The following is an 18,179-nucleotide window of genomic DNA, read 5'->3' as shown; positions in this document are numbered from 1 at the left end:
TTCGCCCTTTTCTGACGTGCGCAAAAAGAAGGGCCTGCGGATTTTCCGCAGGCTCTTCCACGCTGATGCGCAAAATTGGTTTTTTGTTGTCCTTTTGCGGGGGCTCCTTTGGCTCCACGCCTTTTTGTTCCTACATGGAATGGCTGGGATCAGCCGCACTTGGAGTAGCCGCAGTTCCGGCAGGTGACGCAGCCGCCCTCATGCTCCAGAGGGCTGCCGCACTCGGGGCAGAACTTGGCCAGCTTGGCCTCGGCGGGGGTCATCTCCGGGCTGACGGGACCGCGGGCGCCCTGGGGGCCGCCGGGCAGGGGAGTCGCCGGGGCGACGTGGGCGGGAGCCGGGCAGGGGGGCAGGGGAGCGTTGGTCTGGGCCGTCTTCATGACCTTTTCGATGGCCTTGGCGATGGCATCGGGGCAGGAGGTCACGGGCACACCGGGCTGGCGCAGACAGGAGGGGCAGCGGATGCCCTTGAGCTGGGTGATGATCTCGTCGCTGTCCACCCCGGCGCGCAGGGCGATGGACACCAGGCGGGCGGTGGCCTCCGACTGGGAGGGACAGCCGCCGGCACGGCCGGTGTTGGTAAAGACCTCACAGATGCCCTGCTCATCGTAGTTGACGGTGATGAAGAGCTTGCCGCAGCCGATCTTCACCTTCTCGGTGTAGCCCATGGTGACGTCGGGGCGGGGCCGGGGCAGGATGGAGCCGTTGCGCAGCAGGCAGGCGGTGGAGTCGCAGTTGGATTCCAGCAGCTTCTCCACATGGTCGGGCAGCGTCTTGTCCTCGGCCTTGCCGTCGTTGACCTTGCCGATGTTGAGCACCTGCTCGTCCCGGCTGCCGTCCCGGTAGATGGTGGTGCCCTTGCACCCCAGCTCGTAGGCCAGACGGTAGACCTCGGCCACCTCCTCCCGGGTGGCGGCGTTGGGGAAGTTCACCGTCTTGCTCACGGCGTTGTCGGTGTACTGCTGGAAAGCGGCCTGCATCTTCACGTGCCAGATGGGGGAGACGTCGTGGGCGCACACAAAGACCTTCTTCATGTCCTCGGGGATGCCGTCCACGTGGGCCAGGGTGCCCTGCTCCACGATGGACTGCATCAGCGCCTCGGAGTAGAGGCCCCGGTCCAGCAGGGCCTGCTTCAGGATGCCGTTGGTCTCGATGAGGTGGGTGCTGTCCATGACGTTGCGGATATAGGCGTAGGCAAAGACCGGCTCCACGCCGCTGGACACCCCGGCGATGATGGACAGGGTGCCGGTGGGGGCGATGGTGGTGACGGTGGCGTTGCGGAGGGGCTTGCCGTCCTTGTAGATGCTCTCAGCGAAGAGGGGGAAGGCGCCCCGGACCGTGGCCAGCTCTTCGCTGGCCTGGTGGCCGATGGTCTGCACCATCTCCATGACCTCACGGGCCATGGCCACGCCGGCGTCGGAGTTGTAGGGGATGCCCATGTAGAGGAGCATGTCGGCAAAGCCCATGACGCCCAGGCCGATTTTCCGGGTCAGCTTGGTGACCTTGTCGATCTCGGGCAGGGGGTACTGGTTGACCTCGATGACGTTGTCCAGGAAGTGGACGGCGGTGCGGATGGTCTTTTCCAGCTTCTCCCGGTCCAGGACATAGCCGTTGGCGGTCTTCTTCAGGTGGTTGACCAGGTTGATGGAGCCCAGGTTGCAGGCCTCGTAGGGCAGCAGGGGCTGCTCGCCGCAGGGGTTGGTGGACTCGATCTCCCCCTGGCTGGGGCAGGGGTTGTCCCGGTTGAGCCGGTCCAGGAAGATGATGCCGGGCTCGCCGGTGCGCCAGGCCGAGTCCACGATGGCCTCAAAGACGGCGCGGGCGTTGAGCCGGCCGGTGATCTTCTTGGAGGCGGGGTCCACCAGGTCGTACTCCCCGCCGGACTCCACCGCCGCCATGAAGGCCTCGGTGAGACCCACGGAGATGTTGAAGTTGGTGATCTCCTTGGTGTCGTTCTTGCAAGTGATGAAGTCCATGATGTCGGGGTGGTCCACCCGGAGGATGCCCATGTTGGCGCCCCGGCGGGTGCCGCCCTGCTTCACCGCCTCAGTGGCGGCGTTGAACACCTTCATGAAGGAGATGGGACCACTGGCTACGCCGCCGGTGGAGTTCACCGTGGAGCCCTTGGCCCGCAGCCGGGAGAAGGAGAAGCCGGTGCCGCCGCCGCTCTTGTGGATGAGGGCGGCGTTCTTGATGGCGTCAAAGATGTCCTCCATGGAGTCGGCCACCGGCAGCACGAAGCAGGCCGACAGTTGGCCCAGAGGCCGGCCGGCGTTCATCAGGGTGGGGGAGTTGGGCAGGAAGTCCAGGCTGGTCATCAGCTGGAAAAAGTCGGAGGCGGTGGCCGCGGTGTCCGCCTGGGGGTCAAAGTGGGTGTCGGCGGCGGCAATGGCATCGGCCACCCGGTGGAAAAGCTCCTCCACGGTCTCGGTGGGCTGCCCCTGCTCGTCCCGGATCAAATAACGGCGCTCCAGCACTGCCCGGGCGTTCTCACTGATCGGCATAATTGTCGTCTCCTCTTTCGTTTTTCATTTTGCTCTATCTGTAGGGGAGGATAGGGCCCTCCCGCTAAACGCGCACTACATATTGTATCAGAGAAAATGATGAAGTCAATATATCGTTTTAGACGAAAAAAACGGAGGGGATCTCCCCTCCGTTGCCGGAACCCTTAGAGCCAGACGGAAAATGCTCGTCAAAGGTGATTTTTACCCCTCTCCGCCGGGCAGGCTGGCCAGGGGGAGCACCAGAGTCATGCGGGTGCCCACCCCCCTGCGGGAGAGGACCTCCAGCCAGCCGCCATGGCGCTCGGCGATGTATTGGGCGATGGACAGGCCCAGGCCGGTGCCGCCGGTCTTCCGGTCCCGGGACTGGTCGGCCCGGTAGAAGCGCTCAAAAATATGGGGCAGGCTCCCGGCGTCGATGCCGTCCCCCTCGTCCTGGACGGACAGCCGGGCGGTGCCCTCCGCCGTCTCCAGGGAGAGTGTGATCTCCCCGCCGGCGGGGGTGTATTTGATGCTGTTGTCCACCAGCACCCGGAGACACTGCTTGATGAGGCCCAGGTCGGCGTGGACCGGCACCGGCGCCGTCCCCCAACGGGCGGCGAAGGGGTGGGTCTGGTCGATCATCCCCGTCTCCTTATACACCTGGGCGGCCACCTCGGTGAGGTCGAAGTCGGACATCTCCACCTGCATGGTGTCGTTGTCCCCACGGGCCAGGAAGAGAAGCTGCTCCACCAGCTCCTTCATGGACTCCGCCTCCCCACGGATGGCGTCGATGGCCTCCTGGCGGGTGGCGGGGTCGTCCTTCCCCCAGCGGTCCAGCAGGCTGGCGTAGCCCTGGATGACGGCGATGGGGGTGCGCAGCTCGTGGGAGGCGTCGGAGACGAAGCGCATCTGGGCCCGGTAGGCCGCCCCCAGCCGGTCCAGCATGGCGTTGATGGCCTCGGCCAGGTCACGGAGCTCCTTCTGGGTCCCCGATACCGGGATGCGCTTGTCCAGATGGGTGGCGTTGATCTCGTCCAGCCGCCCCGCCAGGGCGGAGAGCTCGGCGGCCGACATGTTGGGGGGCGCGCTGCCCAGCCGGGCCGCCGCCGCCGCCAGCTCCTGGATGGGCCGGAGGGTCTTTTTGATGGTACCGGCGTTTTTCAGCAGGTTGAGGAGCAGGCTGAAGAGCTGGCACACCAGCAGGATGCGCCCGGCAAAGGCCAGAATGGTCACCGGCTGCTCCAGGTCCAGGGTGATGGCGTAGGGCTGACCATCGTTGGGCAGGGAGAGGGTGTAGGCGGCACCCCGGCCGGGATGGGTCCCCCAGGGGCCAAAAAACAGGGGCTCCTCCCCCAGGGAGAGGACCCGCAGGGCCTGTTCCTCCTCCGGGAGGGTTTGATCACCTAGCGTCATAGGCAGCAGAAGGCCGCCCAGTTGCAGGCCGGACTCCGACGGCGCCTCCTCCAGCGCCGAGACGGTGTAGTCCCCCGCCGACATCCACACCGTGGCCTCGGCGGAGGGCACGCCCCGCTCGGCCACCAGTTGGGCGATCTCGCCGCACTGTCGGTCCGCCCACAGGAGGATGCCCCCCCAGGAGAGGGCCAGCAGCAGCAGGTCAGTGGTGAAATAGATGCTCAGCAGCCGCAGAAAGAGCCGCAGATTGAGCCGCAGGACGATGGAGGAGCGGATGCCACCCCGGTCCTGTTTCGGTTTGGAGGCCATGTCCGCCCCTCCTTTCCATACAAGTGGATGCCTCGTCAGCCCTCCTCCCGGATGACATAGCCCACGCCACGGACGGTGTGGATGAGCTTGACGCCGAAGCGCTCGTCCAGCTTGGACCGGAGGAAGCGGATATAGACGTCCACGGCGTTGGTCTCCCCGGCGAAGTCGAAGCCCCACACGTTGTCCAGCAGAGATTCCCGGGAGATGACCTTCTCCTTGTTCTCCAGCAGGTAGCGCAGCAGGTCGAACTCCCGACGGGTGAGCTCCACCGGGGTGCCCGAGACGGTGACCTCATGGCGCTCCACGTCCATGGAAAGGGGGCCGCAGGTGAGCCTGGGGGCCTCCGCCGGGGCGGCGGGATGCTTGCGCAGGGCGGCCCGGATGCGGGCCAATAACTCCTCGATGGCGAAGGGCTTGGTCACATAGTCGTCCGCCCCGGCGTCCAGGCCGGACACCTTGTCCACCACTGCGTCCCGGGCGGTGAGCAGAATCACCGGCGTCTGCCGCTCCTTCCGCAGCCGGCGGAGCACCTCCATCCCCGAGAGGGCAGGGAGCATGATGTCCAGCAAAATGAGGTCAAATTCCCCCGTGAGGGCACGCTCCAGCCCCGTCCGGCCGTCGAAGGCCTTCTCCACCTCGTAGCCCTCGTACCGCAGCTCCAGCTCCACCATCCGGGCCAGCTTCTCCTCATCTTCCACCAGCAAGATCCGTTCCGCCATGGACGGGTCCCTCCTTTTTTCTTATGAACGGCGCAGCCGCGCCAGAAAACGATCAATGGCCTCCCGCAGGGAGGACAAAAGGCTCCGCACGGTCTCCCCCTCCACCAGGGGGCCGGAGAGCCGGTACCGGAAGCCCAGCAGCAGCCCCGCCCCCAGCACCACCGCCATCTCCAGGAAGAAAAAGAGCAGGAGGACCACCAGAATGAGCAGAGGGACCGAGGCCGCCTGCTGTCCCTTCCGCCACACCTCCAGCCGGGTGGCCAGACAGTTGTGGAAGAGGTCTTTCAGGCCCTCTTTCAGATCGGACCAGGGGACGATCAGCACGCCGCTGTGCCGGGTGCTGTCCGAGCCCTCCGATGGACCGGGTCCGGGGGGCGGCGGCGTGCCGCCGGAGGAGGGGCGGGTGGAGTAGAAGCCGCCCCCCGGCGGCGTGGATGTCAGACCTTGCCGCTCCAGCTCCAGCATGGCCGCCAAGGCATCCCCGTTGTTCCGCTCCAGGGCCGAGAGAGCGGCGATCACGTCCACACCGGCGGCCTCGCTGATCCGCCGGGCCTGCTCCACCGTCACCGACATGCTTCTCCCCCTCTCCCCGTGTACTGACCCGATTATAACCCGCTCCGCCTAAAGACGGCTTTGGGTTTTCTTTAGATCTCATTAAAAAATACCGTACCCGGACGGTTTTATGAGTACCATGATGATAGCATATCCGGCCTGCCGGGACAAGGGTGGGGGTTTACCCTGGACCTAGTGCTGTGATATAATGAAAACAATCCTATTTGAAGGAAGGAGGGATGGTCCATGTGGAAACGGTTCCTGGCCGGGCTGTGCGCTGCCGCGCTGCTGGCGGTCCTCATCCAGGGCTATGCCGCCGGGGAGGAGTGGGACGCCAATATCATCTTCCTGGCCCTCAACGACTCTCCTGTCCCCCTCAGCGACAATACCATGCCCATCAACGTGGGCGGCACCATCTACCTCCCCTACTTCATGCTGGACGCCAACCAGAACGGCGGTATCCGCCTGGGCATCGTCAACGGAGGGCAGGACAAGGTGAAAAACACCCTTACCCTCTACAACACCGAGCCCAAAAACCTGACCTTCGACCTGCGGACCGGTCTCTCCTACGACTACTTCCCAGACGGCGAACGGCAGACCCCTACCGCCATCATCCGCAACGGCCAGATCTATGTTTCAGCCAGCTCCACCTGCTCCTACTTCGGGGTGCGCTACATTTACAGCAACATCCAGTTCGGGGACAAGAGCTACCCCTATATCCGCATCCGCACCGACAATGTGTCCCTGGACGACACCTCCTTTAAGAGCTCAGCCAACACCACCTATCTCATCCAGCTCCAGAACTATTACCGGTCGGTGACTGGACAAAGCGGGGACAGCACCACCGCCCCTGTGGCCTCTCCAGCGCCCTCCGTGCCCTCTCAGACGACGGAGAGTGGACAGGACCGCCGGGGGGTCCGAGTTTACCTGGCGGTGCGCAGCGACACGGGAGAGTCCGGCGGAGAGATGCTGGACCAGCTACGCAGCTACGGCTGGGGCTGCCTGCTGCTGGTGCCCGCCGACCAGGTGGCCCGACGGGACGACCTCATCCGCCGGGCGGTGGGAGAGGGACATATGATCGGGCTTATCACCGACGCGGCAGACCTAGAGCAGGCCCAGCGGGAGCTGGAGGAGGCCAATGTGGTTCTTTCACACGTGGCCCTCACCAATACCCGGATCGTTCTGGCTGAGGACCCGGCGGTCGCCCAGAGCCTGGAGGAGGCCGGTTGGCTGTGTTGGGATGACGACATTGACGGTGTGCCTGGCGAACGGAGCAGCAGCACCGTCTACTACCAGATCAGTCGCCGCCTGGAGGACCGGGAGAGTCAGGCTGGGATCACTCTGGATGACAGCACCACCTCTGCCTCTGTGCTCAGCCGGCTTCTGGCCACCCTGCGGGAAGGCAGCTACAACGTGCGCCTGGCGGTAGAGTCGGAATTTTAAAGGATGGGGGATGTGCTCTATGGGAAAAAGCTGCTATTTTGATAACGCCGCTACCTCCTTCCCAAAGGCACCCGGTGTGGCGGAGGCTATGGCGGACTATCTCACCCAGGTGGGCTGCAACGTGGGCCGGGGGGACTACCAGTCGGCCTACACCGCCGCCGAGCGGGTGCTGGAGGTCCGGGAAAAGCTGTGCCGACGCTTTGGTGCACCCGATCCCAGAAACGTCATCTTCACCCCGGGGTGCACCTACGGCCTCAACATGGTCCTCAAGGGGGTGCTGAAGCCCGGGGATAAGGTGGCCGCCTCCCCCATGGAGCACAACGCCGTGCTCCGGCCCCTCACCCAGCTGGAGCGGCAGGGGGTGGAGATCGTGTGGCTGCCCTGCACCGACACGGGGGAACTCCTCCTGGACCAGGCGGCGGAGCGTCTCACCCCTGATGTGCGGCTGTGTGTCCTCACCCACGCCTCCAACGTGTGTGGAACCCGTATGCCCATTGAGGCGGTGGGAAAGCTGTGTCGGGAGCGGGGTATCCTTTTCTGCGTGGACGCTGCCCAGAGCGCCGGTTCTGTACCCCTGGACATGGGGGCCATGGGGATTGACGCTGTGGCTATGCCGGCCCATAAGGGCCTGCTGGGTCCCCAGGGACTGGGCATACTCCTCCTTACAGACGCCCTAGCCGAAGCCATGGAGCCCTTGGTCTCCGGCGGCACAGGCAGCCGCTCCGACCTGCTGGAGATGCCGCCCTTTCTGCCCGACCGGCTGGAGCCGGGCACCCTGAACCTACCCGGTATCTACGGTCTGGGCGCTGCCCTGGACTGGTGGGAGAGTCAGGACCAGGCCGCCCTCCGGCATCGGGAGGAGCGCCTCACCGGCCACCTCATCGCCCGGCTGGCCGAGTATGAGGAGGACGGCCTCCGGGTGCTGGGCACCAAGGACGAAAATAAGCAGGTGGGCGTGGTATCGGTGGACTTCTTGGGAAAGGATAACGCTGCGTGCGCCTACCGCCTAGAGTGTGACTTCGGCATTCAGACCCGCTGCGGTCTCCACTGTGCCCCCCTGGCTCACAAGACCCTGGGTACCTATCCACAGGGCACTGTCCGCTTCTCTGTGGGACCCTTTACTCGATTTGAGGACATCGACTATGTCCAGGGTGCCGTGGCGGAGATCCTGTGCGGATAAATTAACCGAATATATACAGAACGGACTGCCCACGCCATTGGTGTGGGCAGTCCGTTCTGCTTTGAAGAGACAGGAAATTACAAAGCCCACGGCATAAGGCCGTGGGCTTTGTTAGCGGATCTTCGATTAGTACATGCCGCCCATGTCGGGAGCGGCGGGAGCAGCGGGAGCGGGGGGCTCGGGCTTATCGGTGACCAGGCTCTCGGTGGTCAGCAGCACGCCGGCCACGGAAGCGGCATTCTCCAGGGCGGAACGGGTCACCTTGGTGGGGTCCACGATGCCGGAGGAGATCATGTCGCAGTAGGTCTCGTTCAGGGCGTTGAAGCCATAGCCCACCTTGCGGGAGTTCTTCACCTTCTCCAGCACCACGGAGCCGTCGATGCCGGCGTTGGCGGAGATCTGACGCATAGGCTCAGTGAGGGCACGGGCCACGATCTGGACGCCGGTCTTCTCGTCACCCTCGGTGGTCTTGAGCAGCTTCTCCACGGCGGGAACAGCGTTCACATACGCGGTGCCGCCGCCGGCCACGATGCCTTCCTCAACGGCGGCGCGGGTGGCGTTCAGGGCGTCCTCGATGCGGAGCTTCTTCTCCTTCATCTCAGACTCGGTAGCGGCGCCCACGCGGATAATGGCCACACCGCCGGCCAGCTTGGCCAGACGCTCCTGGAGCTTCTCGCGGTCATAGTCGGAGGTGGTGACCTCGATCTGGCTGCGGATCTGAGCCACACGGTCCTTGATGGCCTGGGCGTCGCCGGAGCCGTCCACGATGATGGTGGTGTCCTTGTTGACCTTCACCTGGCGGGCGTGGCCCAGCATGTCGGCGGTGGCCTCCTTGAGCTCATAGCCCAGCTCGGAGGAGATCACGGTGCCGCCGGTCAGGATGGCCATATCCTGGAGCATCTCCTTGCGGCGGTCGCCGAAGCCGGGGGCCTTCACGCAGCAGACGTTCAGGGTGCCGCGCAGCTTGTTGACGATCAGGGTGCTCAGAGCATCACCCTCCACGTCCTCAGCCACGATGAGCAGCTTCTTGCCGGACTGGACCACCTGCTCCAGAATGGGCAGCAGCTCCTGGATGTTGGAGATCTTCTTATCGGTGATGAGGATGGCAGCGTCGTCCAGGACGGCCTCCATCTTCTCGGTGTCGGTGACCATATAGGGGGCGATGTAGCCGCGGTCGAACTGCATGCCCTCCACGACCTCGCTATAGGTCTCGGCGGTCTTGGACTCCTCAACGGTGATGACGCCGTCGTGGCTGACCTTCTCCATGGCCTCGGCGATCAGCTTGCCGATGGTCTCGTCGCCAGAGGAGACGGCGCCCACGCGGGCGATGTCCTCGGTGCCGTTGACGGGCTTGGAGTTCTCCTTGATGGCCTCGATGGCGGCGGCGGTGGCCTTGGCAATGCCGCGCTTCATGATCATGGGGTTGGCGCCGGCGGCCAGGTTCTTCAGACCCTCGCGGATGATGGCCTGGGCCAGCAGGGTGGCGGTGGTGGTGCCGTCGCCGGCCACATCGTTGGTCTTGGTGGAGACCTCCTTGACGATCTGGGCGCCCATGTTCTCAAAGGGATCGGGCAGCTCAATCTCCTTGGCGATGGTCACACCGTCGTTGGTGATGAGGGGAGTGCCGAATTTCTTGTCCAGCACCACGTTGCGGCCCTTGGGGCCCAGGGTGATCTTAACGGTATCGGCGAGCTGGTTGACACCGCGCTCCAGGGCGCGGCGGGCGTCCTCGCCGTAAATGATCTGCTTGGCCATGAAAAATTACCTCCTATACGATGACGGGCCGGCGGCAGTCCCGCCGGGCCCTAAAAACTGAAAATACAGACCGGATCTTACTCCACAATGGCCAGGATGTCGCCCTGACGGACGATGGTGTACTCCTCGCCGTCCAGCTTCACCTCAGTGCCGGCGTACTTGCTGGTGATAACCTTGTCGCCCTTCTTCACGGTCATGACGACTTCCTTGCCGTCCACCATACCGCCGGGGCCCACCTCGATGACTTCGGCCATCTCGGGCTTCTCCTTGGCGGCGCCGGTGAGGATGATGCCGCTCTTGGTGGTCTCCTCGGCCTCCACCATCTTGATGATCACTCTGTCTGCAAGGGGCTTGAGCTTCATTTGAGGTTCCTCCTTATATAGTTATGGTTTTTGTCCATTTACGATTTAAGTGTTAGCACTCCAAAATCATGAGTGCTAACTTCGAGTATGATGATACCTCTCCTTGCCAAAAAAATCAACCCCCAATTTTGAAAATTGGGGGCTGTTTTTCAGAAAATTCACCTTTTGTTCACAAAGGGACAGGCGGAGTGCCAGACTCAGCCGCCGGGGGTGTGGTAGTCCAGGCCGGCGGGGTAGAAAAACCACACCTTTTTGGGGGAAAGGGAGACGGTAAATTCCTTGGAACGCATGACCTCACCGTCCACCACCGCCGTCAGCTCCTGAGGGGAGGAGAAGGCGAAGGAGGTGCCGTGAAAGTGGGAGAGGACCTCCGGATGCTCCCGATAGCGGCCCGTGGAATAGGCGCCCAGGAGGCGGAAGAAGGTGAAGCGGCTGACCTTGGGCACCACCAGCATGTCCAGGATGCCGTCGTCGGGCTGGGCATCCCCCACCGGCATGAAGCCGCCGCCGTAGTGGCGGCCGTTGCAGATGCAGATGATGGTGCTCTCCCCATTCAGGACGGTGTCTCCGGCCCGGATGACGGTGGGCCGGGAGAGGCCCTTGAAGAGGACGTTCACCACCAGGGAGAGGCTATAGGCCGCCATGCCGCCCAGAAAGGGGAGGGATTTGTACTTGTGGACGTCGGCAGCGATGCGGGCGTCCACCCCGGCGCAGCACACGTCGATGCCCAGCCGCCCGTTGCAGTCCATCAGGTCGAAGGCGGCCTGGGGACCGGCGGCCAGAGCCGCCAGGTCGGAGAAGGCCGTCCGGTAGGTGGGGCCAAAGAGCTTGATGAAGTCGTTGCCGGTGCCCTTGGGCACGTTGGTGACGGCGGCGTTGTCAAAGCCCGCGGCGGCGTTCACTACCTCGTTGAGGGTGCCGTCCCCGCCGCAGGCGTAGAGCCGGACCGGCTCCCCCGACTCCGCCGCCGCCCGGGCCCGGGTCTCGCAGTCTCCGGGGGCGGTGCCCAGAAAGAGCTCGTGGTCCAGCCCCAGACCGGTGAACGTGTCCGTGATCTGGCGGCACAGGGCGTCGGTGCTGCCCCGCTTGCCCGCCGCGGGGTTGATGAGAAAGAGGTGCTTCAAGGGAAGGGCCTCCTTTTGGTGGGGATAAGTCACTGGCAGGGCGGCGTACGGCCCACGAGGTCATCCAAAGCAATGCCGTAAAGATCTGCCAGCTTTACCGCAATGGAGAGCGGCATGTCCCGCTCTCCGGACTCATACCGCCGATAGCCGCTGTATGAAATGCCAAGATGTGCAGCCATCTGCTCCTGGGTCACCCGATGAGACTTGCGAAGCTGTTTCAGCCGTTGAAAAAATTCGTCTGTCAATTCTGACACTTCCTATTGACGTTCCATATGGAACGATTTATAATTAAAATGCTCCATATGGAATGAAAATGGGGGGATAAACATGGAAGGACCGGTTCAGGCCCTATATGTCTATGCGTTGGAAAAGGTGCTGGAGCATTGGTCGCCGGATCAGCGGTCACGCTATTGGGAAATTGCAGAACAGTATGAAAAGGATAAAAAGCAGCTGCTGTGCCATCTGAAAAAAGAGGAGCAAACACATCTGGAACAATTGACAGAAAACATGAAAGAATACATGCAAAGAGAGGGAGAGGCGCTTTTCAGGGAGGGGCTCTCCATGGGGCTTTCGCTGGGGCGGTTACTGCGGTAGGTTTACCACAGGGTGATGCGCTGCTCGGCCCGGGCCATGCGGGTGACGATGGCGGCGGCCTCGGCCCGGGTGAGACTGTCCTTGGGGCGGAAAGTGAGGTCCCCGTCGCTGCCGGTGAGGATGCCCTTGGCGTAGAGACCGAAAATGGCCTCCGCGGCGTAATCCCCGGTCTTTACATCGGGGACGGCGGCCTTCACCCGGCTCAGGCTGTTGATCTCCGGGATGCTCCGGCCCAGACTGGTGCGGGAAAAGATGTAGGCCATCTCGGCCCGGATCACCGGCCGGGCGAAGTCGGTGAACTCCCCGGCGGAGATGATGCCGCTGGCCTCACAATAGGTCACCGAGGACTTGTACCAGGGGGTACCCGTCACCGGCTGGAGGTGGAAGGTGTCCCCGTTGGCCTGGCTTTCCATGAAGGCGGCCAGCTTCAGAGCCTCGGCCACCGTCAGGGTCTGATCCGGGGCGAAGCACCCGTCCCCTGTGCCCTGCATCAGATTCAGGTTGTAGGCCAGGTCGGCCCACACCGAGAACCAGTCCCGGGAGGAGACGTCGGTGTAGGAGGGGAGACGCCCCTTGATGAGGGGGAACTGGGCGGAGGGCACCTGCCGGCGCACCATCTGGTCCTTCAGGGTGGAGAGGGGGACCACCGTGTCGGCGCCCCCTGCCGTGAGCACCAGGGCGTCCAGGCCGTCCACCTTGTCGGTGCGGACGGCGTCGTAGACAAAGGGGAAGAACTCCTGGGTGGTGCCGCCCTGCTCATCGGGGAAGGGGAGCATGCTCACCACCCCCCACTGGTTGCCCTTCTGGGCCAGGTACAGACCATAACCCAGATTCTCCAGGGTGTCGTACTCCGGCTGGAGCAGGTAGGTGCCGTCCTGCCGGATGAGGCCCATCTTGTTGTCGATACGCACCAGAGCCGTGCCCAAAGTGAAGTCCAGCACCGACTGGTACCGGATGGGGATGACCACCTTGCCGGAGGCGTCAGCAAAGCCCCACAGGCCGTTTTCGCTGGCCTTGGCCAAGCCCTCCTGGTAGCCATGGATGGTGGGGACGGCCAGGGCGCAGGACAGGGTCATGGCCAGGGCCAGGACCAAGGCCGCCAGGGTCCGGAGCTTACCGCTTCTTCTCATGGTGAGCACCTCGCTTTCCGTAGAGGAAGAGATCGCATTTGAGCATGCCGTTGTAGAGCTTGCGCTTCCGATCGGCGTTCCGGCCAAAGGTGCGCTCGAACTCGGTGTGAGAGGAGAGGAGGGAGAGGGTCCAGCCGTCAGGCAGGGCCCGGAAGGCCTTGCCGAAGCCACGGTACAGGTCCTCGGCCTCCTTCTTCTCCATGATCCGCTCCCCGTAGGGGGGATTGGTGACAATCTTGCCGTAGGGCTCCTCCCGGTGGAAGGAGAGGGCGTCGGCCACCTCAAAGCGGACCAGGTCCTCCACCCCCGCTTTCTCGGCGTTGGAGCGGGCGATGGCCACCGCCTTGGGGTCGATGTCGCCCCCCCAGATGTCGTAGTCCCCGTCGAACTCCTTGTCCATGGCCTCGTCGGCGGCCTCCATCCAGGCGCTGGCGGGGACGAAGCCCCACTTCTGGGCGGAAAAGCTCCGGTCCAGACCGGGGGCCCGGTTCTTGGCGATGAGGGCGGCCTCAATGGCAATGGTGCCCGAGCCGCAGAAGGGGTCACAGAAGGGGTCCCGGCCCCGGTACTTGGAGAGCATCACCATGGCGGCGGCCAGGGTCTCCCGGAGGGGGGCCACCACCCCCACCGCCCGGTAGCCCCGCTTGTGGAGTCCGGCGCCAGTGGTGTCCAGATAGAGGGAGGCGGTGTCCTTCATGATGGCGAACTGGATCTGATAGAGACTGCCGGTCTCGGGGAGTTGCTCCAGGCCGTATTTAGCCCCCAACCGGGCAGCCACTGCCTTCTTCACGATGGACTGGCAGGCGGGGACGGCGTGGAGAGCGGAGTTGAGACAGTGGCCTTTTACCGGGAAGGCGGCGTCCCGGGGGAGAAAGTCCTCCCAGGACAGAGCGCGGACCCCCTCGAAAAGGGCATCAAAGTCCCCGGCGGGGAAGTTCCCCAGCAAAACAAGCACGCGCTCGCCGGTGCGCAGGTTCAGATTGACCCGGGGGATGTCGGCGGGGCGGGCGGCGCAGAGGACCCGGCCGTTCTCGGCCCGCACGTCGGAAAGGCCCAGCCGCCGCAGCTCGTCGGCACACAGTCCCTCCAGACCGAACAGGGTGGGGATGGCCAGCTCCAGATGTTCCATACATTGCTCCTATTCCTCCCCCGTCCGCAGACATGGGGAAATACCGCAGTGAAGTCATTAAAATGTCATTTTACCTCATTATACCGGAGTCCTGTGGAATTGGCAAACCCTTTTCCCAACGGCGGAGAATTTACTAGCTATTCGGTGGGAGATGTGGTATGATGAAGCCAGAACCGGAGGCCCGGGAAAAGGGGCGTCCGTACATAAAGGAGGGATATGGATGAGTATGAGTCTCTTTTGGCTCATTGCCATGGTGCTCTTCGGCGTGCTGGAGGCGGTGACGGTGGGGCTCACCTCCATCTGGTTCGCCCTGGGCGCCCTGGGTGCGCTGGTCGCCGCCGCCGCGTCGGCGCCGGTCATCGTGCAGATTGTGGTGTTCCTGGGGGTCTCCTTCCTGACCCTGCTGCTGGTGCGCCCCCTGGCCCAGCGTTTCGTCAATGACCGCAAGGTGGCCACCAACGCCGACCGGGTCATCGGACGGGAGGCTGTGGTTACGGAGGACATCGACAACATTCAGGGGAAGGGAAGGGTCTCCATCTCCGGTGCCGACTGGACCGCACGGGCTGAGGACGACCGGCCCATCCCCGCGGGCAGCACGGTCCGGGTACTCCGCATCGAAGGCGTCAAGGTTATCGTTGCCCCTGCCGGCGCCGCCGGCGATCCCCAGCAGACCGCGCCCTGAACGGGGACCGCGGCATCTGAGAGAAGGAGGTTTTTTGTATGGAATTTCTGGCCGCTGTAGGGGGATTTATCGTCCCCATCATCCTCATCGTTCTGGTCATCCTCATCCTGGCCGCCAATATCAAGGTGGTCCAGCAGTCCAAGGCCTACGTGGTGGAGCGTCTGGGCGCCTTCCACTCCGTGTGGGGCGTGGGCATCCACTTCAAGGTCCCCTTCATTGAGAAGGTGGCCAAGGTGGTCTCCCTCAAGGAGCAGGTGGTGGACTTTGCTCCCCAGCCCGTTATCACCAAGGATAACGTCACCATGCAGATCGACACCGTGATCTACTTCCAGATCACCGACCCCAAGCTCTATACCTACGGCGTGGAGCACCCCATGAGCGCCATCGAGAACCTGACCGCCACCACGCTGCGCAACATCATCGGCGAGCTGGAGCTGGACCAGACTCTCACCAGCCGGGACATCATCAACACCAAGATGCGCATGCTCCTGGACGAGGCCACCGATCCCTGGGGCATCAAGGTGGGCCGCGTGGAGCTCAAGAACATCATCCCGCCCAGAGAGATCCAGGACGCCATGGAGAAGCAGATGAAGGCCGAGCGCGAGCGGCGTGAGTCCATCCTCCAGGCCGAGGGTCAGAAGCAGTCTCAGATCCTGGTGGCCGAGGGCGAGAAGCAGTCCCTCATCCTCCGGGCCGAGGCCGCCAAGGAGGCCGCCATCAAGAAGGCCGAAGGCGAGGCCGAGGCCATCCTGAAGGTCCAGCAGGCCACCGCCGAGGCCATCAAGCTCCTCAACGAGGCCGCCCCCAACGACCAGGTGGTCAAGCTCAAGGCCCTGGAGGCCTTCCAGGCCGCTGCCGACGGCAAGGCCACCAAGATCATCATCCCCTCCGAGATCCAGGGCCTGGCCGGCCTGTGCGCCTCCGCCAAGGCCCTCCTGGAGAGCGATGTCAAGGACTCCGGCGTAAAGAAGTAAGCAAATATCAAAAAGCGCGGGACCAGTTCAATTGGTCCCCCGCTTTTTCATTCCGACCGGACGTCAGCGGCGTTTAACGCACCTGGCCGCTGCCGTAGATGATGTACTTGGAGCTGGTGAGCTCGGTGAGGCCCATGGGGCCACGGGCGTGCATCTTCTGGGTGGAGATGCCGATCTCCGCCCCCAGACCGAACTCAAAGCCGTCGGTAAAGCGGGTGGAGGCGTTCACGTACACCGCCGCTGCGTCCACCCGGTCCAGGAAGGCCTGGGCGGCGGAGTAGTCCTCGGTGACAATGGCCTCGGAGTGGCCGGTGCCGTGGGTGTTGATGAAGTCCACCGCCTCGTCGAAGCTGTCCACCACCTTTACCGCCAGGATGTAGTCGCCGTACTCGGTGTCCCAGTCGCTCTCCTGGGCAGGGACCACGCACTCTCCCAGGATGGCCGCCGTCCGGGGGCAGCCCCGCAGCTCCACATGCTTCTGATCCAGCAGCTCCCTGGCCTTGGGCAGGAAGGCCTCTGCCACATCGGCGTGGACCAGCAGACACTCGGCGGCGTTGCACACCGAGGGGCGGGAGGTCTTGGCATTGTAGATGATCCGGGCCGCCATATCCAAGTCGGCTCTGGCGTCCACATACACATGGCATACGCCCACCCCCGTCTCGATGACGGGGACCTTGGCGTTCTCCACCACCGCCCGGATGAGGCCGGCGCCCCCACGGGGGATGAGCACGTCCAGGTAACCGGTAAGCCCCATGAGCTCATTGGCGCTCTCCCGACTGGTGTCCTCCACCAGCGCTACGCAGTCCCGAGGAAGGCCCGACGCCTCCAGGGCGTCCCGCATGACCGCCACAAAGGCCTTGTTGGACCGGAAGGCCTCCTTGCCGCCCCGGAGGATGACGGCGTTGCCCGACTTCAGGCACAGGGCGGCGGCGTCCACCGTCACATTGGGCCGGGCCTCGTAGATGATGCCGATGACCCCCAGGGGCACCCGGCGCTTGCCGATGATGAGGCCGTTGGGCCGGGTGGACATCTCGGTCACCTGGCCAATGGGGTCGGGTAGAGCGGCCACCTGCCGCACCCCTTCCACAATGCCGTCGATCCGGTCGGAACTCAGAGCCAGCCGGTCCAGGAGGGACTGCTTCATCCCCGACGCCATGGCGGCGGCCAGGTCCTTTTCGTTCTCGGCCAGAATGTAACCCTGATTCTGATAGAGAGCCCGGGCGATGGCCTCCAGCGCCGCGTTTTTCTTGGCGGTGCCGGCCACGGCCAGGACCCGCTCGGCGTGCTTGGCCGCCAGGCCTTGTGTCTCCAGAATGGTCATGAAGATCCCCCCTGATTTGAAGTAAGAAGTAAGAGTGGAAAGTGAAGAGGTAACGAAGGGAAGGGCGAAGAGGCGATAAGTGTATTAAGGTAGACGGTCAGGAACGGGCGGCCAGGAAGCGGGTGCCGATGTCCTCCCCGCGCAGGATGCCGTACAGGTCCTCCGGCCGGGTGCCATTGGTGATGACCATGTCCACCCCGGCCGCCATGGCAAGCTCCGCGGCGTTGAGCTTGGTGGCCATGCCCCCCGTGCCCCGCCAGGAGCCAGCGCCCCCCGCCATGGCCCGGAGCTCCGGTGTGACCTCCTCTACCCGGTGGATGAGGCTGGCATCGGGATTCTGCCGGGGGTCGCTATCATAGAGGCCGTCAATGTCGCTGAGCAGCACCAGCAGGTCCGCCTGGCACAGACGGGCCACCATGGCGGACAGCGTGTCGTTGTCGCCCAGCACCTTACACTTGCCCGTCTCGATCTCCGCGGAGGACACCGAGTCGTTCTCGTTCACCACCGGGATGATTCCCAGCTCCAGCAGGGACTCAAAGGTGTTGCGCAGGTGCTCCGCCCGTACCGGGGCGTCTACGTCCTCGCCGGTGAGCAGGATCTGGGCCACCACCCGGTTGTACTCCCCGAACATCTTGTCATAGAGGTGCATCATCATGCACTGGCCCACCGCCGCCGCCGCCTGCTTCATCCGCAGCTGGGTGGGGCGCTCCTTCAGGCCCATCTTGGCCGTGCCGATGCCGATGGCGCCTGACGAGACCAGAATGATCTCATGCCCCATCCCCTCCAGGTCGGAGAGGGTCCGGGAGAGCCGCTCCATACTATATAAATTCAAGCGTCCGGTATCGTGGGTGAGAGTGGAGGTACCCACCTTCACCACGACCCGCTGACAGCCTTCTCTCTTTGCCATTTGAGGTCACACTCCTGTTAAAAATCCTACCCCAGTTTACCATATCATAGCACATCTCCCGAGAGAGGGAAAGCATTCTTTTCTATTTGGGCCTATTTCTGC

16 protein-coding genes and 1 pseudogene are annotated in these 18,179 nt (G+C 63.8%); 5 read left to right on the top strand and 12 right to left on the bottom strand.

Features of this window, described 5'->3' with window-relative positions; genetic code table 11:
• Window positions 1-149: 149 nt before the first annotated feature.
• From ACTNBK_RS04330 to ACTNBK_RS04315, 4 genes and pseudogenes are all read right to left on the bottom strand, one after another.
• A pseudogene (locus ACTNBK_RS04330) lies at window positions 150-2,510 on the bottom strand (vitamin B12-dependent ribonucleotide reductase); the annotation flags it as partial.
• A gap of 195 nt (window positions 2,511-2,705) precedes the next feature.
• A complete protein-coding gene (locus ACTNBK_RS04325; RefSeq protein WP_441143941.1) occupies window positions 2,706-4,205 on the bottom strand; it encodes a HAMP domain-containing sensor histidine kinase in 1,500 nt (499 codons plus the stop codon).
• Between the two features lie 35 nt (window positions 4,206-4,240).
• Complete coding sequence (locus tag ACTNBK_RS04320) at window positions 4,241-4,924, bottom strand: response regulator transcription factor (RefSeq protein WP_441143939.1); 684 nt, start codon at window positions 4,922-4,924, stop codon at window positions 4,241-4,243.
• Window positions 4,925-4,945: 21 nt separating this feature from the next.
• A complete protein-coding gene (locus tag ACTNBK_RS04315) occupies window positions 4,946-5,497 on the bottom strand; it encodes a hypothetical protein (RefSeq protein WP_441143937.1) in 552 nt (183 codons plus the stop codon).
• Between the two features lie 225 nt (window positions 5,498-5,722).
• On the opposite strand from ACTNBK_RS04315, the gene ACTNBK_RS04310 reads away from it, so the two are divergent.
• Both ACTNBK_RS04310 and ACTNBK_RS04305 read left to right on the top strand, forming a co-directional pair.
• Window positions 5,723-6,919: a hypothetical protein gene (locus ACTNBK_RS04310; protein ID WP_441143935.1), complete on the top strand. Its 1,197-nt coding sequence runs from the start codon at window positions 5,723-5,725 to the stop codon at window positions 6,917-6,919.
• Between the two features lie 19 nt (window positions 6,920-6,938).
• On the top strand, window positions 6,939-8,099 hold the full coding sequence (locus ACTNBK_RS04305) for an aminotransferase class V-fold PLP-dependent enzyme (RefSeq protein ID WP_441143933.1): 1,161 nt from the start codon (window positions 6,939-6,941) through the stop codon (window positions 8,097-8,099).
• Between the two features lie 126 nt (window positions 8,100-8,225).
• On the opposite strand, the gene groL is transcribed toward ACTNBK_RS04305, so the two are convergent.
• From groL to ACTNBK_RS04285, 4 genes are all read right to left on the bottom strand, one after another.
• A complete protein-coding gene (groL, locus tag ACTNBK_RS04300; protein WP_441143931.1) occupies window positions 8,226-9,854 on the bottom strand; it encodes a chaperonin GroEL in 1,629 nt (542 codons plus the stop codon).
• Between the two features lie 77 nt (window positions 9,855-9,931).
• Window positions 9,932-10,216 (bottom strand): co-chaperone GroES, encoded by a 285-nt coding sequence (locus tag ACTNBK_RS04295; protein ID WP_130851019.1) that lies wholly within the window; start codon window positions 10,214-10,216, stop codon window positions 9,932-9,934.
• Between the two features lie 197 nt (window positions 10,217-10,413).
• Window positions 10,414-11,340, bottom strand: a complete 927-nt coding sequence (locus ACTNBK_RS04290) for a diacylglycerol/lipid kinase family protein (RefSeq protein WP_441143928.1) — start codon at window positions 11,338-11,340, stop codon at window positions 10,414-10,416.
• Between the two features lie 29 nt (window positions 11,341-11,369).
• A complete protein-coding gene (locus tag ACTNBK_RS04285) occupies window positions 11,370-11,585 on the bottom strand; it encodes a helix-turn-helix transcriptional regulator (RefSeq protein ID WP_441143926.1) in 216 nt (71 codons plus the stop codon).
• Between the two features lie 82 nt (window positions 11,586-11,667).
• Between ACTNBK_RS04285 and ACTNBK_RS04280 the strand changes: the two genes are divergently transcribed.
• Window positions 11,668-11,934, top strand: coding sequence for a DUF6809 family protein (locus ACTNBK_RS04280; RefSeq protein WP_441143924.1), 267 nt, complete (start codon window positions 11,668-11,670; stop codon window positions 11,932-11,934).
• A 2-nt stretch (window positions 11,935-11,936) separates the two neighbouring features.
• Here ACTNBK_RS04280 and ACTNBK_RS04275 read toward each other — a convergent pair whose 3' ends face one another.
• Together ACTNBK_RS04275 and ACTNBK_RS04270 are read right to left on the bottom strand one after the other, a co-directional pair.
• The gene (locus ACTNBK_RS04275; protein ID WP_441143922.1) at window positions 11,937-13,064 is read right to left on the bottom strand and encodes a WG repeat-containing protein; all 1,128 of its coding nucleotides are present in this window, start codon (window positions 13,062-13,064) and stop codon (window positions 11,937-11,939) included.
• A complete protein-coding gene (locus ACTNBK_RS04270) occupies window positions 13,048-14,193 on the bottom strand; it encodes a THUMP domain-containing class I SAM-dependent RNA methyltransferase (RefSeq protein ID WP_441143920.1) in 1,146 nt (381 codons plus the stop codon). Before ACTNBK_RS04270 ends, ACTNBK_RS04275 begins: the two co-directional genes overlap by 17 nt.
• Window positions 14,194-14,413: 220 nt before the next feature.
• Here ACTNBK_RS04270 and ACTNBK_RS04265 point away from each other — a divergent pair, with 220 nt between their 5' ends.
• Both ACTNBK_RS04265 and ACTNBK_RS04260 read left to right on the top strand, forming a co-directional pair.
• A complete protein-coding gene (locus ACTNBK_RS04265) occupies window positions 14,414-14,875 on the top strand; it encodes an NfeD family protein (RefSeq protein ID WP_441143918.1) in 462 nt (153 codons plus the stop codon).
• Window positions 14,876-14,913: 38 nt separating this feature from the next.
• The gene (locus tag ACTNBK_RS04260) at window positions 14,914-15,849 is read left to right on the top strand and encodes an SPFH domain-containing protein (RefSeq protein WP_441143916.1); all 936 of its coding nucleotides are present in this window, start codon (window positions 14,914-14,916) and stop codon (window positions 15,847-15,849) included.
• A gap of 73 nt (window positions 15,850-15,922) precedes the next feature.
• Here ACTNBK_RS04260 and ACTNBK_RS04255 read toward each other — a convergent pair whose 3' ends face one another.
• Both ACTNBK_RS04255 and proB read right to left on the bottom strand, forming a co-directional pair.
• Complete coding sequence (locus ACTNBK_RS04255; RefSeq protein ID WP_441143914.1) at window positions 15,923-17,170, bottom strand: glutamate-5-semialdehyde dehydrogenase; 1,248 nt, start codon at window positions 17,168-17,170, stop codon at window positions 15,923-15,925.
• A 97-nt stretch (window positions 17,171-17,267) separates the two neighbouring features.
• Entirely contained in the window at window positions 17,268-18,077 is an 810-nt protein-coding gene (proB, locus tag ACTNBK_RS04250; RefSeq protein ID WP_441143912.1) for a glutamate 5-kinase, read from the bottom strand.
• Window positions 18,078-18,179: the final 102 nt, after the last annotated feature.

The sequence above is a fragment of the Intestinimonas sp. HCP28S3_D6 genome, assembly GCF_052065695.1.
Classification (GTDB): Bacteria; Bacillota; Clostridia; order Oscillospirales; family Oscillospiraceae; genus Intestinimonas.
The sequence above is the reverse complement of the archived record's forward strand: the minus strand, read 5'-3'. Positions and strand labels throughout refer to the sequence as shown.

What these genes read in the sequence shown, in the direction of transcription:
- ACTNBK_RS04325 (WP_441143941.1), bottom strand. Translation starts at nt 4,205, where the DNA reads ATGGCCTCCAAACCGAAACAGGACCGGGGTGGCATCCGCTCCTCCATC.
- ACTNBK_RS04320 (WP_441143939.1), bottom strand. Translation starts at nt 4,924, where the DNA reads ATGGCGGAACGGATCTTGCTGGTGGAAGATGAGGAGAAGCTGGCCCGG.
- ACTNBK_RS04315 (WP_441143937.1), bottom strand. Translation starts at nt 5,497, where the DNA reads ATGTCGGTGACGGTGGAGCAGGCCCGGCGGATCAGCGAGGCCGCCGGT.
- ACTNBK_RS04310 (WP_441143935.1), top strand. Translation starts at nt 5,723, where the DNA reads ATGTGGAAACGGTTCCTGGCCGGGCTGTGCGCTGCCGCGCTGCTGGCG.
- ACTNBK_RS04305 (WP_441143933.1), top strand. Translation starts at nt 6,939, where the DNA reads ATGGGAAAAAGCTGCTATTTTGATAACGCCGCTACCTCCTTCCCAAAG.
- groL (WP_441143931.1), bottom strand. Translation starts at nt 9,854, where the DNA reads ATGGCCAAGCAGATCATTTACGGCGAGGACGCCCGCCGCGCCCTGGAG.
- ACTNBK_RS04295 (WP_130851019.1), bottom strand. Translation starts at nt 10,216, where the DNA reads ATGAAGCTCAAGCCCCTTGCAGACAGAGTGATCATCAAGATGGTGGAG.
- ACTNBK_RS04280 (WP_441143924.1), top strand. Translation starts at nt 11,668, where the DNA reads ATGGAAGGACCGGTTCAGGCCCTATATGTCTATGCGTTGGAAAAGGTG.
- ACTNBK_RS04275 (WP_441143922.1), bottom strand. Translation starts at nt 13,064, where the DNA reads ATGAGAAGAAGCGGTAAGCTCCGGACCCTGGCGGCCTTGGTCCTGGCC.
- ACTNBK_RS04270 (WP_441143920.1), bottom strand. Translation starts at nt 14,193, where the DNA reads ATGGAACATCTGGAGCTGGCCATCCCCACCCTGTTCGGTCTGGAGGGA.
- ACTNBK_RS04265 (WP_441143918.1), top strand. Translation starts at nt 14,414, where the DNA reads ATGAGTATGAGTCTCTTTTGGCTCATTGCCATGGTGCTCTTCGGCGTG.
- ACTNBK_RS04260 (WP_441143916.1), top strand. Translation starts at nt 14,914, where the DNA reads ATGGAATTTCTGGCCGCTGTAGGGGGATTTATCGTCCCCATCATCCTC.
- ACTNBK_RS04255 (WP_441143914.1), bottom strand. Translation starts at nt 17,170, where the DNA reads ATGACCATTCTGGAGACACAAGGCCTGGCGGCCAAGCACGCCGAGCGG.
- proB (WP_441143912.1), bottom strand. Translation starts at nt 18,077, where the DNA reads ATGGCAAAGAGAGAAGGCTGTCAGCGGGTCGTGGTGAAGGTGGGTACC.